This is a genomic window from Rhodoferax sp., from assembly GCF_013297935.1.
Lineage (GTDB): Bacteria > Pseudomonadota > Gammaproteobacteria > Burkholderiales > Burkholderiaceae_C > Allorhodoferax.
On sequence record NZ_JAAFIX010000002.1, the window covers coordinates 375,832 to 392,245 of the forward strand.

General features: G+C 59.3%; 18 protein-coding genes. 7 read left to right on the plus strand and 11 right to left on the minus strand.

Features of this window, described 5'->3' with window-relative positions:
* Window positions 1-6: 6 nt before the first annotated feature.
* Entirely contained in the window at window positions 7-327 is a 321-nt protein-coding gene (locus tag QZW03_RS05010; RefSeq protein WP_296508864.1) for an antibiotic biosynthesis monooxygenase, read from the minus strand.
* 36 nt (window positions 328-363) lie between these two features.
* The gene (locus tag QZW03_RS05015) at window positions 364-2,805 is read right to left on the minus strand and encodes a UvrD-helicase domain-containing protein (RefSeq protein ID WP_296508865.1); all 2,442 of its coding nucleotides are present in this window, start codon (window positions 2,803-2,805) and stop codon (window positions 364-366) included.
* A 222-nt stretch (window positions 2,806-3,027) separates the two neighbouring features.
* On the opposite strand from QZW03_RS05015, the gene QZW03_RS05020 reads away from it, so the two are divergent.
* Both QZW03_RS05020 and QZW03_RS05025 read left to right on the plus strand, forming a co-directional pair.
* A complete protein-coding gene (locus QZW03_RS05020; RefSeq protein WP_296508866.1) occupies window positions 3,028-4,005 on the plus strand; it encodes a GMP reductase in 978 nt (325 codons plus the stop codon).
* A gap of 106 nt (window positions 4,006-4,111) precedes the next feature.
* Window positions 4,112-4,981: an NAD(P)-dependent oxidoreductase gene (locus tag QZW03_RS05025; protein ID WP_296508867.1), complete on the plus strand. Its 870-nt coding sequence runs from the start codon at window positions 4,112-4,114 to the stop codon at window positions 4,979-4,981.
* Between the two features lie 98 nt (window positions 4,982-5,079).
* Here the strand turns inward: QZW03_RS05025 and QZW03_RS05030 are convergent, their stop codons facing one another.
* The gene (locus QZW03_RS05030) at window positions 5,080-6,987 is read right to left on the minus strand and encodes a DEAD/DEAH box helicase (protein ID WP_296508868.1); all 1,908 of its coding nucleotides are present in this window, start codon (window positions 6,985-6,987) and stop codon (window positions 5,080-5,082) included.
* Window positions 6,988-7,221: 234 nt separating this feature from the next.
* The gene (gene orn, locus QZW03_RS05035; protein ID WP_296508869.1) at window positions 7,222-7,803 is read right to left on the minus strand and encodes an oligoribonuclease; all 582 of its coding nucleotides are present in this window, start codon (window positions 7,801-7,803) and stop codon (window positions 7,222-7,224) included.
* A gap of 36 nt (window positions 7,804-7,839) precedes the next feature.
* Here orn and QZW03_RS05040 point away from each other — a divergent pair, with 36 nt between their 5' ends.
* The 3 genes from QZW03_RS05040 to rsgA are packed head-to-tail and all read left to right on the plus strand — an operon-like array spanning window position 7,840 to window position 10,432.
* Entirely contained in the window at window positions 7,840-9,153 is a 1,314-nt protein-coding gene (locus QZW03_RS05040) for a M48 family metallopeptidase (RefSeq protein ID WP_296508870.1), read from the plus strand.
* 9 nt (window positions 9,154-9,162) lie between these two features.
* Window positions 9,163-9,492 (plus strand): 4a-hydroxytetrahydrobiopterin dehydratase, encoded by a 330-nt coding sequence (locus QZW03_RS05045; protein WP_296508871.1) that lies wholly within the window; start codon window positions 9,163-9,165, stop codon window positions 9,490-9,492.
* A 10-nt stretch (window positions 9,493-9,502) separates the two neighbouring features.
* Complete coding sequence (rsgA, locus tag QZW03_RS05050; protein WP_296508873.1) at window positions 9,503-10,432, plus strand: ribosome small subunit-dependent GTPase A; 930 nt, start codon at window positions 9,503-9,505, stop codon at window positions 10,430-10,432.
* A 36-nt stretch (window positions 10,433-10,468) separates the two neighbouring features.
* Here the strand turns inward: rsgA and QZW03_RS05055 are convergent, their stop codons facing one another.
* From QZW03_RS05055 to rpsP, 6 genes are all read right to left on the minus strand, one after another.
* Complete coding sequence (locus tag QZW03_RS05055; RefSeq protein WP_296508874.1) at window positions 10,469-11,386, minus strand: cobalamin biosynthesis protein; 918 nt, start codon at window positions 11,384-11,386, stop codon at window positions 10,469-10,471.
* A gap of 29 nt (window positions 11,387-11,415) precedes the next feature.
* Entirely contained in the window at window positions 11,416-12,102 is a 687-nt protein-coding gene (locus QZW03_RS05060; protein WP_296508875.1) for a CoA pyrophosphatase, read from the minus strand.
* A gap of 70 nt (window positions 12,103-12,172) precedes the next feature.
* Complete coding sequence (rplS, locus tag QZW03_RS05065) at window positions 12,173-12,547, minus strand: 50S ribosomal protein L19 (RefSeq protein WP_296508876.1); 375 nt, start codon at window positions 12,545-12,547, stop codon at window positions 12,173-12,175.
* Between the two features lie 113 nt (window positions 12,548-12,660).
* A complete protein-coding gene (gene trmD, locus QZW03_RS05070) occupies window positions 12,661-13,407 on the minus strand; it encodes a tRNA (guanosine(37)-N1)-methyltransferase TrmD (RefSeq protein WP_296508877.1) in 747 nt (248 codons plus the stop codon).
* 10 nt (window positions 13,408-13,417) lie between these two features.
* Complete coding sequence (rimM, locus tag QZW03_RS05075) at window positions 13,418-13,987, minus strand: ribosome maturation factor RimM (protein ID WP_296508878.1); 570 nt, start codon at window positions 13,985-13,987, stop codon at window positions 13,418-13,420.
* A gap of 50 nt (window positions 13,988-14,037) precedes the next feature.
* The gene (gene rpsP / locus QZW03_RS05080; RefSeq protein WP_296508879.1) at window positions 14,038-14,289 is read right to left on the minus strand and encodes a 30S ribosomal protein S16; all 252 of its coding nucleotides are present in this window, start codon (window positions 14,287-14,289) and stop codon (window positions 14,038-14,040) included.
* A gap of 117 nt (window positions 14,290-14,406) precedes the next feature.
* Here rpsP and QZW03_RS05085 point away from each other — a divergent pair, with 117 nt between their 5' ends.
* Both QZW03_RS05085 and QZW03_RS05090 read left to right on the plus strand, forming a co-directional pair.
* Entirely contained in the window at window positions 14,407-14,940 is a 534-nt protein-coding gene (locus QZW03_RS05085; RefSeq protein ID WP_296508880.1) for a GNAT family N-acetyltransferase, read from the plus strand.
* Window positions 14,937-15,404 (plus strand): TM2 domain-containing protein, encoded by a 468-nt coding sequence (locus QZW03_RS05090; protein WP_296508881.1) that lies wholly within the window; start codon window positions 14,937-14,939, stop codon window positions 15,402-15,404. The genes QZW03_RS05085 and QZW03_RS05090 overlap by 4 nt, the downstream gene beginning before the upstream one ends.
* Here QZW03_RS05090 and QZW03_RS05095 read toward each other — a convergent pair.
* Entirely contained in the window at window positions 15,385-16,395 is a 1,011-nt protein-coding gene (locus QZW03_RS05095) for an inorganic phosphate transporter (RefSeq protein ID WP_296508882.1), read from the minus strand. The genes QZW03_RS05090 and QZW03_RS05095 overlap by 20 nt on opposite strands.
* Window positions 16,396-16,414: the final 19 nt, after the last annotated feature.

The window sequence follows — 16,414 nt, forward strand, 5'->3', positions numbered from 1 at the left end:
AGTGGCCTAAAACGCGTAGTCGCGCTCGACCCGGGCAATGCGCGTCTTGAACGCGGCGTACCACTTGGCGTGGCCCAGTTGCTGCGCCACCTGGTGCTCCGCGTTGGCCTTCCAAGCGCGTATCGACTCCAAATCTTTCCAGTACGACACGGTGATACCCAGCCCGTCCCGCGCCGACTCCACGCCCAGAAAGCCGGGTTGCTGCGCGGCGAGCGCGACCATCTTCTCGGCCATGTCGCCATAGCCTTCATCCACCGCAGTGCGCAGGTTCGTAAAGATGACCGCGTAATACGGTGCAGGCGGGGTGTTGGCAATGTCCTGGCTCATGGGCGGTGCTCTCAGAGGGGGCAAGAGGTCAAGGGGTCAAGGGACCGGCGTGAGTTTGGCCACGCTCAGGGCCAGCCACTTGGTGCCGTGGCGGGGGAAGTTGATCTGCGCACGCGCGTCGTCGCCTGCACCTTCCAGCGTGAGCACGGTGCCTTCGCCAAACTTGGCGTGGAAGACCTTCTGGCCCTTGCGCAAGCCGGTGGGCTCTTCTTTGCGCACCACTTCCTTCTGCGGGGCCGAATAAGAGCCAAATGTGCTTCCAGCCCCCGTGGAATATTCGCGACCAGCTCCTGAATTCGTAGCATATCCACCGCCACCCCAACTGTTGCCGGAGCCGCCGCCATAGCCTCCTCCACCAAAACCACCGCCCGCAGGCATAGGCTGCTGCTTGGGCGTGAGGTACTTCAGGCACTCCTCCGGCAGCTCGTCAAAAAAGCGGCTTTTGAGGTTGAAGCGCGTTTGCCCGTGCAGCATGCGCGTCTGCGAGTGGCTGAGGTACAGGCGCTTGCGCGCCCGGGTGATGGCCACATAGGCCAAGCGCCGCTCTTCCTCCAGCCCGTCGTGGTCGCTCATGGAGTTCTCGTGGGGGAACAAGCCCTCCTCGACCCCGGTGATGAACACGCAGTCAAACTCCAGCCCCTTGCTGGAGTGCACAGTCATGAGCTGGATGGCGTCCTGCCCGGCCGCCGCCATGTTGTCGCCCGCTTCCAGCGCCGCATGGGTCAGGAAAGCCTGCAGGGGCGAGAGGGTTTCACCGGTGTCTTCCAGACCCTCATCCGCAGGTGCGGCCAGCAGTTCGCCCGTCAGGCCTTGGCTGGCCGGGCTCTGGCTCAAAAAGGCCTCAGGGCTGCTGAGCAGTGGCGCCATGCCGGGGGCCTCGCGGCCGAAGCCTTCTTGCATCACAAAGCTCTCGGCCGCGTTGACCAATTCGTCCAAGTTCTCGACGCGGTCTTCGCCTTCGCGTTCGTTGCGGTAGTGCTCCAGCAGGCCACTGTGCTCCAGCATGAGCTTGATGATGTCTTTGAGGTTGAGGTTGGCGGTCTGCTCACGGATCACATCGAGCTTGGCCACAAAGCCAGCAATCACGGCGCCGGGGCGGCCGGTGAGCGTGCTCACCGCGTCGTGCAGCGAGCAGCCGGTGGCACGGGCCAGGTCTTGGAGCTGCTCGATGCTGCGCGCGCCAATGCCGCGTGCCGGGAAGTTCACCACCCGCAGAAAGCTGGTGTCGTCGTTGGGGTTTTCCAAGAGGCGCAAATACGCCAGCGCGTGCTTGATTTCTGCCCGCTCAAAAAATCGCAGGCCGCCATAGACGCGGTAGGGAATGGCGGCGTTGAACAGCGCAGTTTCAATCACCCGGCTCTGCGCGTTGCTGCGGTAGAGCACGGCAATTTCTTTGCGCTCCACATCGTCGCGAATGAGCTGCTTCATCTCGTCCACCATCCACTGCGCCTCGGCAAAGTCGCTGGGCGCCTCATACACCCGCACCGGCTCGCCCGCACCTTGTTCGGTACGCAGGTTCTTGCCCAAGCGGCGGCTGTTGTGGCTGATGAGCGCGTTGGCGCTGTCCAAAATGTTGCTGTAGCTGCGGTAGTTTTGCTCCAGCTTGATCTGCTGGCGCACCGCGAACTCGCGCACAAAGTCGGTCATATTGCCCACGCGCGCGCCGCGGAAGGCGTAAATGCTCTGGTCGTCATCCCCCACCGCCAGCACCGAACCGCCGCCCTCAACACTGCCGCCCTGCCCCACACCGGCAATCATCTTTATCCAGGCGTATTGCAGCTTGTTGGTGTCCTGAAACTCATCGATCAAGATGTGGCGAAAGCGCCGCTGGTAGTGCTCACGAATGGGCCCGTTGTCGCGCAGCAGCTCATACGAGCGCAGCATGAGCTCGCCAAAGTCCACCACGCCTTCACGCTGGCACTGGTCTTCGTAGAGCTGGTAAATCTCGATCTTTTTGCGCGTGTCCGGGTCACTCGCCACCACGTCTTTGGGGCGCAAGCCCTCTTCCTTGCAGTTGCCGATGAACCAGGCCATTTGCTTGGGCGGAAAGCGCTCGTCGTCAATCTTGAATTGCTTGCACAGCCGCTTGATGGCGCTGAGTTGGTCCTGCGTATCCAGAATCTGAAAGGCCTGCGGCAGGCCGGCGTTCTTGTAATGCGCGCGCAAAAAACGGTTGCACAGGCCGTGGAAGGTGCCTATCCACATGCCGCGCACATTCACCGGCAGCATGGCGGACAGGCGGGTCATCATCTCCTTGGCTGCCTTGTTGGTGAAGGTGACCGCCAAAATGCCGCCGGGCGAGGTGTAGCCGTTTTGCAGCAGCCAGGCGATGCGCGTGGTGAGCACCCGGGTTTTGCCCGAACCGGCCCCCGCCAGAATGAGCGCATGCTCGGCCGGCAGGGTCACTGCGGCTAACTGCTCGGGGTTCAGGTTGTGTAAAAGGGGGGGAGTGGTGCCAGCGGCGGCGAAAGAATGCATGCTCCGATTGTAGAAAGGCCACGGCGCCTCCACCGCACACCAGACGACTGCCTTGTGCACTACCTTTTGGGGGTCATACGCAAATTCATATACCGCGCCGGACCCAACCTTTCTACAATCAAGCACCGGGCCCAAGCAATTGGCACCCGGTTTTTTTTTGGCCGGTGCCGATCCAAGTGCTCAGTGTTTTAACGATGGAAACTTTGGACAGGAGCTTGGGCCATGGAAATTTTTGACTACGACAACATCTTGCTGCTCCCCCGCAAATGCCGGGTAGAGAGCCGCTCGGAGTGCGATGCCGGCGTGGAGCTAGGCAGCCGCAAATTCCGTCTTCCGGTCGTACCGGCCAACATGAAGACCGTGGTAGACGAAACCATTTGCGAGTGGATGGCGCAAAACGGTTACTTCTACGTGATGCACCGCTTCGACCTCGACAACATTGCCTTTACCCAGGCCATGCATGCCAAGGGGCTCTACGCCTCGATCTCTCTGGGGGTGAAGAAGCCCGATTACGCCACCGTCGACCAGTTGGTAGCCTTGGGGGTGACACCGGAATACATCACGATCGACATTGCACACGGCCACTCGGACAGCGTGCGCGACATGATCATCTACCTCAAGAAACACCTGCCGGGCAGCTTTGTGATTGCCGGCAACGTGGCCACGCCTGAGGCGGTGATTGACCTCGAAAACTGGGGCGCAGATGCCACCAAAGTGGGCGTGGGCCCCGGCAAGGTCTGCATTACCAAGCTCAAGACCGGCTTCGGTACCGGCGGGTGGCAACTCAGCGCGGTGAAGTGGTGTGCCCGTGTAGCGACCAAACCCATCATTGCCGACGGCGGCATCCGCAGCCATGGGGACATTGCCAAAAGCATCCGTTTCGGAGCCAGCATGGTCATGATCGGCTCGCTATTTGCCGGCCACGAGGAGTCGCCCGGCAAAACGGTAGAAGTCGACGGCGCGCTGTTCAAGGAGTACTACGGCTCTGCCAGCGACTTCAACAAAGGCGAATACAAGCACGTTGAGGGCAAGCGCATTCTGGAGCCGGTGAAAGGCAAGCTGGCCGAAACGCTCATTGAAATGGAGCAGGACGTACAAAGCTCGATCAGCTATGCCGGTGGCAAGAAACTCATGGACATCCGCAAGGTGAACTACGTGACCCTGGGCGGCGACAACGCGGGCGAACACCTGCTGATGTAAGACCGTGCCGTGAAGGCTGTCAGCACCTCGACAGCCTTCACGGTACAAACCCTCTCCCCCTGCCGGGGGCCGGCGGTATTCTGTAGGGCAGGAGCACACTGTCACCATGAAAATCGCACTACTCGGCATTGGGCTCATGGGCTTTCCCATGGGCCGTCGCCTTTGTGAGGCCGGCCACACAGTTCATGTCTGGAACCGCACACCAGCCAAGGCCGAACGACTCATCGCATTCGGCGCAACGGTCCACCCCACCCCGAGCCATGCAGTGGCTGAGGCCGACGTCGTCATCACCATGCTGGACCATGGTGGTGTCGTCTCCCATGTGTTGTTTGAGTTAGGGGCGGCGCAGGCTATCCGGCAAAGCACCTTGCTGGTGGATATGTCTTCTATCAAGCCGGTTGAGGCGCGGGACCATGCGGCCAGGCTGAGTGAGTTGGGGGTGGATTACCTCGACGCGCCGGTCTCCGGCGGCACATTGGGCGCAGAGCAAGGAACGCTTGCCATCATGGCGGGCGGCAAGGCGACCAACTTTGAACGGGCTTTGCCGGTCTTGAAGATCTTCGGTCGTCCGACCCACGTCGGCCCCATCGGCTCGGGGCAGCTGACCAAACTTGCCAACCAGATGATTGTGGGAGCAACCATCGGCATCGTGGCCGAGGCTTTGCTGCTTTGCGAACGCGGTGGTGCCCACATGGGCAAGGTCAAAGAGGCCATTACTGGTGGTTTTGCAGACAGCCGCATTTTGCAAGTGCATGGCCAGCGCATGGTGGACCGTGACTTTGCACCCCGTGCCCGCATGACGGTGCAAGTGAAAGACCTGCGCAACGCCTTGGCGACAGCTACCGAAGTGGGGTTTGACGCCCCGATCACCACCTTGTTTGAAAAGCTGTATGCCGAGGGCATTGAGCACGGCCTCTCCGACCTGGACCACGCCGGCTTGTTTGTGGAACTTGCCAGCCGCAACGGGATGGCCTGACGCACAGCAAACTCCGGTCTGTGCCTAGACAGCCATGGACGTAAAAAAGCCCCGCCGGCTCGCGCCGCGGGGCTTTTTGTTACCTGCCGCTTAGCAGATTAATCGAAATTACGTGCGGGGCGCTTCTTAGCGTCGCGGGGCACAAAGACCTTGCCGCCGTTACCGGGCTTGGCAAAACCAGCAGGCTTGCGTGCTGCAAAGTCGCCGCGCGGGGCGCCAAAATCACCACGGGGAGCACCGAAGTCGCCGCGGGGTTGGAAATCACCACGGGGAGGACGGGAGTCACCGCGTGGCGCATCGCCACGGGGAGCACCTTGACCGGCAAAGCGGTCGTTGAAACCACCCTTGCGCTCGTAGCTGAAGCCTTCGCGGGCTGCGCCACCGAAATCACGGGAGTTTTCACCGAAACCACGGCCACCACCGCCACCGCCTTCAGGGCGTCCGCCGAAGCCACGCACTTGGCCGTAACCGCCTTCACGGTTGCCGCCATCGCGCTGTCCACCGCCGAAGCCACCTTCACGGGGACCGCCGAACTTGCGTTCGCGGGGTTGGAAATCGCCACCACGGCCACGGCCACCGAAGCTGGGGCGTGACTCAGGAGCGCGCTGCTGGGGTTCCAAGCCTGGAATGGTTTCTGGCTTGATAGGCTGGCGGCTATAGGCTTCGATATCGAAAATCTTGCGACGATCACGGAATTCCGCAAAGGTCACAGCGATACCGTCACGCCCGGCACGACCGGTACGACCGATACGGTGGGTGTAGTCCTCAGCCTTCATAGGCAGGCCGAAGTTGAACACGTGGGTGATCGTGGGCACGTCGATACCGCGGGCTGCCACATCGGTCGCCACCAGAATCTGCACCTGACCTTGGCGCAGCGCCATCAAACGGCGATTACGCAGGCCCTGGCTCAAAGCGCCGTGCAATGCAACAGCGGAGAAGCCGTCTTGCTGCAGGTCGTTGGCCAAGCCATCGCACTCGATTTGGGTGCTGGCGAAAACAACCGCTTGGTTGATGGTGGTGTCGCGCAACCAGTGGTCCAACAGCTTGCGCTTGTGCTGGGCGTTGTCAGCCCAGAACAGCATTTGCTTGATGTTGGCATGCTTTTCCTGCGGGCTGTCGATTGTGACGCGCTGGGGTTCGCGCATGACGCGGGCTGCCAACTGCTGAATGCGGGGCGCGAAGGTCGCGCTGAACATCATGGTTTGCTTGCGGTCAATGGTGAGCTGGTTGATTTCAGCCAGATCGTCAGAGAAGCCCAAGTCCAACATGCGGTCCGCCTCGTCCACCACCAGGAACTGAACTTGGTCCAGCTTGATTTGCATGGAGCGCTGCAGGTCCAACAAACGGCCGGGTGTTGCCACCACGAGGTTGGCGTTTTGCAGCTTGGCAATTTGCAACTGGTAAGGCATGCCGCCCACGATGTTGGCAACGCGCAGACCACGGCAGTGTTGCACCAAGTCGATCGCGTCATGGGCCACTTGCTGGGCCAATTCACGGGTAGGGCAAACAATCAGGGCGCCGGGAGTCGGGGCTTTGAAGTTGCGCACATTAGTCGGGTCCTTGCGCTTGGGGCGCTTGGGAGCAGGCTCGCCCTTGGCGGCAGCATCAGCACAAGCCTTTTCAAACTCAGCGCGCTCTGTTTCTTCAGCTTCGGCTTGCTGGGTCAGCAGGGTGTGCAACACAGGCAGCAAGAATGCAGCAGTTTTGCCGGAGCCGGTCTGGCTGGAGACCATCAGGTCCACGAACTTGCCTGCTTTTTCGCTACCGATACCCGCCATGGCCATGGGGATGGTTTTTTGCTGAACGGTTGTAGGCTGGGTGTAGCCGAGGTCTTTACAGGCTTGCACCAAGGCGGGGGCCAAGCCCAACTCTACGAAGCCGTTAGGGGCCTCGGGTGCAGCGGCTTCAACAGCCTCGGATTCCACAGAAGTTTCCACGGAAGTTGCGGAAACGGAAAGGTTTTCGGCAGGCGCGAATTCGCCTGTCACTTCAAAAGCGTCAGTCATATTTTTTCTCACACGAAAGCGCCGCAGGTTGTGCGGCTGCTCCGTCAATGGTTAAAAAACATCAACCATCAAACGGAACCTGCTCTGACCCGCCAAGGGGTTTTTCAGTGCTGGGGGCGTATGTCGCTTAAAAAAGCGTGCCCGGTGAATGAAGGGAGATGTACAAATTTCACAAGCCGCCAACACGGCGTTGCTTGCGAAGCCCTCGATTATGGCATGGATTCGGGTTTCTACCTAATTTAATTTCAAGAAGTGCTCGCGGTAGTGGGCCAGCTCCTCGATGGACTCGTTCACATCGGCCAGGGCGGTGTGCTTCTGTTGCTTCTTGAACGACTCGGCAACTCCGGGCTTCCAGCGTTTTGCCAACTCTTTGAGCGTGCTCACATCGATATTGCGGTAGTGAAAAAACGCCTCCAATTTGGGCATGTACTTGACCAAGAAACGCCGATCCTGGCCGATGGTGTTTCCGCACATGGGGGACACGCCTGCCGGCACGTATTGGCTCATGAAAGCGATCAAAGCAGCCTCCGCTTCTGCTTCGGTCACGCGGGAGGCCTTCACCTTGTCGATCAAGCCGCTCTTGCCATGGGTGCCTTTGTTCCATGCATCCATGCCATTGAGCAATGCGTCCGACTGGTGGATGACAAACACCGGGCCCTCGACCCGCTGGGCCAGATGGGGGTCGGTCACGATGACGGCAATTTCCAGCAAGCGATCGTTCTCCGGCTCCAGGCCTGTCATTTCGCAGTCCAACCACACCAGGTTTTTGTCGGATTTGATGAGCGTAACGGGGATGGGGGTGTTTGGTTCGTCCATCTGCGAATTGTCGCCGATGACCTAAACTCTGCCGCCATGCAAGACAACGCGTTTGAATTCTCACCCTCCCTGTGGATGACCACGGTATTTGCCCTCGCACTGGTGGCGAGTGTGGCCCTCAAGTTCTGGTTGGCAACCCGGCAGATTCGCCATGTGGCCCAACACCGTAACGCAGTGCCAGCGGTATTTGCCAGCCATATCGCCCTGCAAGACCATCAAAAAGCCGCCGATTACACCATTGCGCAAGCCCGGTTGGGGCTGCTGGAGCTGGCGTGGGGGACGGTGGTGATTCTCGGCTGGACCTTGCTGGGCGGGCTGCATGCTTTGAACCAAGCCCTGCTGGGCTGGTTCGACACAAATCTGGACTCAAGCCTAGTTCAATCATTGGCCTTGCTGGTGAGTTTTTCAGTCATCGGCTCTTTGCTGGATCTGCCCTTCTCGCTTTACCGCACCTTCGTGGTGGAGCAGCGCTTTGGTTTTAACCGGGTGACGCCGCGCTTGTGGCTGGCAGATGCCCTGAAGGGCTTGCTATTCAGCGCCCTCATCGGCCTCCCGCTGGCAGCGCTTGCTTTGTGGGTCATGGCGGCCACCGGGCCACTCTGGTGGTTGTGGACATGGGGTTTGTGGACGGGTTTCAGCCTGCTGATGATGTTGGTGTACCCGACGTGGATTGCCCCCCTCTTCAACCAGTTCAAGCCCCTGGACGATGCGGCTTTAAAAGACCGCGTTTCCGCGCTGATGGCCCGTTGCGGCTTCGCATCCAAAGGCTTTTATGTGATGGACGGCAGCAAGCGCAGTGCCCATGCCAACGCCTACTTCACCGGTTTCGGGGCTTCCAAACGGGTGGTTTTTTATGACACCCTGCTAGCTCAGCTCAGCCCCGCAGAAGTGGATGCCGTGCTGGCCCATGAGTTGGGGCATTTCAGCCATGGGCATATCCGCAAACGCATGGCGTCCATGTTTGCGCTGAGCCTGGGGGCTTTCGCCTTGTTGGGATGGTTGAGTCAGCAAGCGTGGTTTTTTACAGGTCTCGGTGTAGGGCCGAATATGACGGGCGGTAACGAAGCCTTGTCGCTGCTGTTGTTCATGATGGTGCTACCCCTCGCGGGGAGCTTTACAGGCCCCTTGTTTGCACAACTGTCGCGCAAGCACGAGTTTGAAGCCGATGCCTTTGCTGTAGCGCATACGGATGGCGCGGCACTGTCGTCAGCTTTGCTCAAGCTCTACAAGGACAATGCGTCCACTCTCACCCCCGACCCGGTGTACGTCAAGTTTTACTATTCACACCCGCCTGCATTTGAGCGCCTGGCCAAGATGCCGACCTCTGCACCGGTTGCCACCACAGTTTAAATATCCTTTATGCAATCAGCCACCACCAGAACTGCGCTTAGCGCTACACAAATCATAGCAACGCTGGCCAAGGCAGAGGGCTGGAAATTGCACGGCGATGGCGCGGATGTGGCCATTGAGAAAACGTACAAGTTTGAGAACTTCCTCAAGACCATGGCCTTCGTGAATGCCGTGGCTTATGTGGCCGAGCAACAAGATCACCACCCCGAACTGTTGCTCACGTATGGCAGCTGCAGCGTCCGCTTCAACACCCATGATGTACAGGGCGTGTCGCGCTCGGACTTTGAGTGTGCGGCGCTGGTTGACGCCCTCTACGCCCCGACGAGCCCTTCAGCATGAAAGTTGCCGCTTGAACCGCCCCGGCCTCGAACCCGGCCTTGTCGTAGCCGGACACGGACGCCATGTATGGGTAGAAACGCCCGACGGTCGGCGCCTGATCTGCCACCCGCGCGGTAAAAAAAGCGTCACCGTCGTCGGCGACCAGGTGCTATGGCAGGCGACCCAAGACGAGGGAACCATTGAAAAAGTCCTCCCGCGGCGCAACCTGTTTTATCGTCAAGACGAAATCCGCACCAAGTCGTTTGCGGCCAACCTCGACCAGGTGCTGATACTGATTGCCGCAGAGCCGGAGTTCTCGGAAAGCCAGCTTTCACGCGCCTTGATCGCGGCCGAGGCGGAGCGCATCAAACCCATCATCGCGCTGAACAAAAGCGACTTGGCCGCCCCTTTCGGCCGCGCCTGGGAGCGCCTCAGCATCTACCGCGACATGGGCTACACCCTCGTACCGCTGGCACTCAAACCCAAAGCCGAAGGCTTGGAAGCCACGGAGCTCGACATCTTGCTAGAGCTCATGCAGGGCAAGACCACGCTAGTGCTCGGTCCGTCAGGCTCCGGCAAAAGTACGCTGATCAACCGGCTGTTGCCCGATGCTGATGTACTCACCAATGAGATTTCTACGGCGCTGAATTCGGGCAAACACACGACCACCAGCACCAGCCTGTACTGGGTCGACGAGGCCAAAACTGCTGCGGTGATTGACTCGCCGGGGTTCCAGGAGTTCGGGTTGAACCACATCGACCCCATGCACTTGGCGGGCCTGATGCCCGACATCAAAGCACACGCCGGCAACTGCAAGTTCTACAACTGCAGCCACCTGCATGAGCCCGGCTGCGGGGTACTCTCAAGGATCAAAGAGGGCACGAGCCCAGGTGGGATAAGCGCTAACCGCTATAAAATTTATAGCGATTTGTTTGCAGAGCTATCGTTGACCCGCTACTAAGCGGTACTCTCCGGCAGCCCCGCGGGGCTGAGAGACTCATCCGATCAAGCGCGCCAAAGACAGCAAAGCCAAAAACACCATCCACATTACCACGGTGCGCCACACCAGCCCAACAACTGCGCTGAGGTGGGCGGGCTCCGGTGTCAGGCCTTGGGTGATGCCCTCCTCCCCCAACCGCACATTCACCGCGCCGGCCGTTGCCGAGAGCACTACACCATCATTGTCCAAGGGGTGGGCAGCTGCGTGACGGCGCCAGCTGTCCACCGCATCTTCAAAGCTGCCGACGAACGCAAAACTCAAGGCGGTCACGCGAGCCGGCAGCCAGTCCACCCACTCCCACGCCCGCAATGCCTGCCCGCGTACCGCGTCGCTGACAGGCGGCAACTCGGGGCGCTGCGCCCTTTTGGCCAGCAGCGCCAAGTACTCGCTCACCCGGTAGAAGACCGCGCCAGCAGGTCCGAGACCGAAAGCCGCCAATAGGGAATACCAGACGAACACACCGAACACATGGCGGTGGGCGCTCAGCACCGAATGCTCGATGACATGGCGCACAATTTCACTGCGCGGCAGCTCAGTGGCATCGATCCGCTGCCATCGCGCCAAGGCAGCTCGCGCCGCAAGCTCGTCTCCGGCCAACAGGGCGTCGCGGATCTGGGTGAAATGGTGGCTGAACTGACGGAATCCGAGGGTTGCATACAACACCAGCACATTCCACACAGCAGCTGCCAACCAACCCCACTGCCACACCAAAGCCCAATGGATCGCCAAAACAATGAGGGCAGGTCCTGCTGCCGCCAGAATCCAGGTCAGCCATGCGTGACTGGAGGCCCCGGCATCGAAATTCTTAATGACCCAGCGCACCCAGTTCCGCACTGCGTTATGGACAGGGTTGACTTGTGGCAAGGGCTTGGCTTGCTCCAGCAAAAGTGCCAGCAGGATGGAGATAAAACTCATAGGTCAATCATACCCAGAGCGGAGGTCTTTCAAGCTTGCAGAAAGCGGTAGAGATTGCGCAGCATTCCAGCAGTGGCACCCCAGATAAACCACTCCGCTTGCGGGCTGCTGAAGGGCATGGAATACCACTCTCTGCGAACCCCCTCCCACTCAAGCCGGTGACGCCGGTGGTTCGCCGGATCCATGAGGAAAGCCAATGGCACTTCAAACACATGGGCGACTTCATCGGGATTGGGCTGAAACACCGCCTGAGGTGAGATCAACGCAATCACAGGTGTCACGATAAAAGCACTGCCTGTGGTGTAGTGCGGGAAAGTGCCCAGCACTTCTGCATAGCGGGGGTCGAGGCCCACCTCCTCCTCGGCCTCGCGCAGTGCCGTGGCCACCGCATCGACATCGGTGTCGTCTACCTTCCCCCCGGGAAAGGCGATTTGCCCGGAGTGGCTCGACAAATGGGCCGTGCGCTGAGTGAGCAACACCGTGGGCACATCTCTCATTACCAAAGGGATGAGGACAGACGCGTGTGACGGTGCACGCTCTGAGAAAGCACTCTCAGCACGCAACTCAGGCTCCCATGCCACGGAGCTGCGAAAGCGTTCGCGCAGGGCATGCGGTGTCAAGCTAGCCGACCCGACCGGCGGCAGGTGGGTATCTACCCCTGTAACCGGGACGACGCGCGGGTCAAAGGAAGCAGGTAGCTTGGCTCGGGTAGTCATGGGGCGCAGATATGAAAAAAGCCGCCACAGCTTGTCACCGGGGCGGCTCTCATGAAGAAATAGCTGCGAATTACGCTGCTGTCTTCTTCGCTGGCAGTTTTTCCTTGATACGTGCAGACTTGCCGCTACGGTCACGAAGGTAGTACAGCTTGGCGCGACGAACATCGCCGCGACGCTTGACTTCAATGCTGGCGATCAAAGGGGAGTAGGTTTGGAATGTACGTTCCACGCCTTCACCGCTGGAGATCTTGCGCACGATGAAGCCGCTGTTCAAACCACGGTTACGCTTAGCGATCACAACGCCTTCGTAGGCCTGTACGCGCTTGCGTGTACCTTCAACCACGTTCACGCTCACGATGACGGTGTCACCGGGGGCGAATTCAGGGATTGTCTTGCCGAGGCGGGCGATTTCTTCCTGCTCGAGCGCTTGGATAATGTTGCTCATAGTTTCCTTCGTGATCTTGCACGCGCCGGCACCGGAATTGGTGCCAACACACCAACCCGAGGGTTGGATGCCTGGCCGGGCAGAGGATCGGTTAGCCCTCTATTATAGCAAGTTCAGTTTTGAGTCTTGAGGTAGCGCTCATCCGCTGCCGTCATCAGCCCATTGCTACGCGCCTTTTCAATCAGATCGGGCCGGCTTGCAGCCGTGATCGCCAGGCTTTGCTGACGACGCCAGACCTCAATGCGAGCATGATGACCGGAAAGCAATACTTCCGGCACGCGCTCGCCAGACCACTCTTCCGGACGGGTGTAATGAGGGCAATCCAGAAGGCCATCCAATGCAGGATTGAAACTATCTTGATGGTGGCTCTGCGCATCAGTCAGCACGCCGGGCTGCAAGCGCGCCACTGCATCCAACAGGGCCATGGCGGCAATCTCTCCGCCGGACAAAACAAAGTCGCCCAAACTGATTTGCTGCTCCACATAGCGATCGATAAAGCGCTGATCGATGCCCTCGTAGCGCCCGCACAAGAGAATGGCACCCGGGCTTTGCGACCAGGCTTCGACGCCCTCGTGATTCAAGGGCGAACCGATGGGAGAAAACAAAACCACAGGCGCCTGATCGGAGCGCTGCTGACGAATATGCGCCAGCGTGGCTTCCAAGGGCTCCGCCAGCATCACCATGCCGGGACCACCGCCGAAAGGCCGGTCGTCCACCCTGCGGTAGTTGCCCTGTGCAAAGTCGCGGGGGTTGTGCAGATGGACCTCTACCGACCCGCTTTCATAAGCTCGGCGGGTGATTCCCGCCGTCAGTAACGGGGCAAACAGCTCAGGGAAAAGAGTGATGACGTCGAAGCGCACTTCAAGCGCCTCAGTAGTCCAGTTGCCAGTCCACGCGGATCGTTTTGGTCGGCAGGCTTACATCATCGACGTAAGCAGATACAAACGGAATCATGCGCTCGATGGGCTTACCGTCTTGAACGGCATCGATGACCAACACCGTCTGGGGTCCTGTAGAGAGCAGCTCTTTCACAGTCCCCAAGTTCTCCTGCTCGCGGTTGATAACCTGCAGGCCGATCAAATCGACCCAGTAAAACTCATCGACGGCTGCCGCAGGAAACACGGCACGGGAGATAAAAATCCGGGAGCCTTTCAAGGCCTCTGCATCGGTCCGGTCATTCACGCCTGAGGCGCAAGCCACCACCGAATCAGAATGGACTTTGGATTCTTTGACCGCCATGCTGGCAGCGCCAACAAACGGTTGCGGACCTTTTTCAGTCGGCAATAAAAACCACTGGCGGGCCGCGAATAACGCTTCAGGATTTGCACTGTAAGGCAGCACCTTGAACCAGCCTTTGATACCCCATGCGTCTGCAATCCGCCCGACCTCAATCGCATCTGCCGGCAATTCGGCTACTTCGAGTCCAGGGAGCATAGTCATAGGAGGTATCTACCGGCGCTCTGCTTTGCAGCGCGGCGCCGGATGGATCATTAAGCGGCTTTTTTAGCAGCTTGGTTGATCAGACGCTCTACGGTAGGAGAAGCTTGAGCGCCAACGCCCTTCCAGTAGGTCAAACGGTCTTGAGCGATACGGATGCTCTCTTCATTGCCCTTGGCGATGGGGTTGTAGAACCCGATACGCTCGATGAAGCGACCGTCGCGGCGGGTGCGCTTGTCAGCAACAACAATATTGAAAAACGGGCGGGCTTTAGCACCACCACGAGCGAGTCGAATGACGACCATGATTTATCCTTTGGGTAGCTGAGAGAATTCAGCCTTGAACTCAGAGCTTGAGACACGCAACTGACCACCCGGCCAGTGACACTCTGAATAGCCTTCCATTATAACGTTTTCCGTACCATGACCCAAATCCGCCCCAGCATCGAATCTGACATCCCTGCAATTACCGCTATTTACGCCCACCATGTGTTGACGGGGACCGGGACTTTTGAAACCACGCCTCCCACTGAAGACGATATGAAGGGGCGCCGTGCAGATGTGCTGTCCAAAGCACTCCCCTACTTGGTGGCGGAGGTGGATGGCAAGGTCATCGGCTTTGCCTATTGCAATTGGTTTAAGCCGCGGCCTGCCTACCGGTTTTCAGCAGAGGATTCCATTTACCTTGCCCCTGAGGCTCATGGCAAAGGTTTGGGCACCCTGTTGCTGACCGAACTCATGGCGCAGGCGGAGCGCTGTGGCGTTCGCAAGCTGATTGCGGTGATCGGCGACTCTGCGAATCTGGGATCCATCGGCGTGCACACCCGCTGTGGCTACCGGCATGCGGGCGTGATTGAGGCCTGCGGCTGGAAATTTGAGCGTTGGCTGGACATTGTGCTCATGGAAAAAAGCATAGGCGCCGGACACTCCACACCACCAGTGGACATCGCCCCATGAAGAGCAAAACCTTGGCTGTGTGGTTAACTCTTCTGGTGGGGTGTTTGGGCTTGCACCGCTTGTACCTCGGGCGCTATGACGTCTGGGCCAAACTGCTACCGTTGCCGACCCTGCTGGGCAGCTATGGCGTCTGGCGTGCGCGCCATTTCGGAGTGGATGACCAGGTGAGTTGGCTGCTGATGCCCCTGCTGGGGCTCACCTTGGCAGCCTGCGCGTTGAACGCCATCGTCTACGGACTCAAGAGTCCGGAGAAGTGGAATCAGGAATTTAACCCTGCAAGCCCGGAAGCAGCACAGGGCAACACGCACTGGCTGACCGTAGCCGGCCTGGTAGCAGCGCTAGGGCTCGGAACCACGGTGCTGATGGCCACTCTGGCATTCGGCATTCAGCGCTCGTTTGAGTACCAAATGCAGACCGCTCAGAGCGAGACCACCCTAGAAACTATCAAAAAATCTGCAGACTGACCCAGTAGGCAATGGCCGCCACAAATGCAGCCGCAGGAATAGTCAGGACCCACGCCCACACGATGTTGCCTGCTACGCCCCAACGCACGGCGCTGGCACGTTTTGTGGAACCGACCCCCACAATAGCGCCAGTGATTGTGTGGGTCGTAGAAACGGGCACACCCAAAGCAGTGGCCAGGAACAAGGTCAAAGCACCGCCAGTTTCCGCACAAAAGCCACCCACGGGCTTCAGCTTGGTGATCTTCTGGCCCATGGTCCGCACAATTCGCCAGCCCCCGAACATCGTGCCGGCACCGATCGCCACGTAGCAGGACACGATGGTCCAGGTCGGCGGCGCTGTGTCGGTGGGGAGCACGTAGCCCGTTGCGATCAGCATCATCCAGATGATGCCGATGGTTTTCTGGGCATCGTTGCCACCGTGACCCAAGCTGTAGGCACCAGCACTGACCAGCTGCAAGCGACGGAACCACTTGTCAATCCTTGAGGGGCGCATACGCCTGAAGGTCCACGCCACAAGCACCATCATCACCGACCCCAATGTGAAGCCGAGCAAGGGGGAGACAAAGATGAAGGCGACAGTTTTCATGATGCCCGCAGAAATCAAGGCACCGGCACCCGCCTTGGCGATCACCGCTCCGACAATGCCACCAATCAGGGCGTGCGAAGAACTACTCGGAATACCGTAATACCAGGTGATGACGTTCCAGGTGATAGCCCCAACCAGGGCGCCGAACACCACATGGGTATCCACCACCCCCGGCTGCACAATGCCTTTGCCTACGGTGGCCGCGACACTCAGGTGAAAAATAAAGATCGCAATGAAGTTAAAAAAAGCGGCAAAAAGCACCGCCTGACCGGGCTTGAGTACCCCTGTAGAAACCACGGTCGCAATAGAGTTCGCGGCATCATGAAAACCATTCATGAAATCGAACGCCAAGGCGAGTGCCACCAACAGAGCCACTACCCAAAGGGCTGTCTGGACTTGTTCCATCGTTATGAACCTGTGCTGA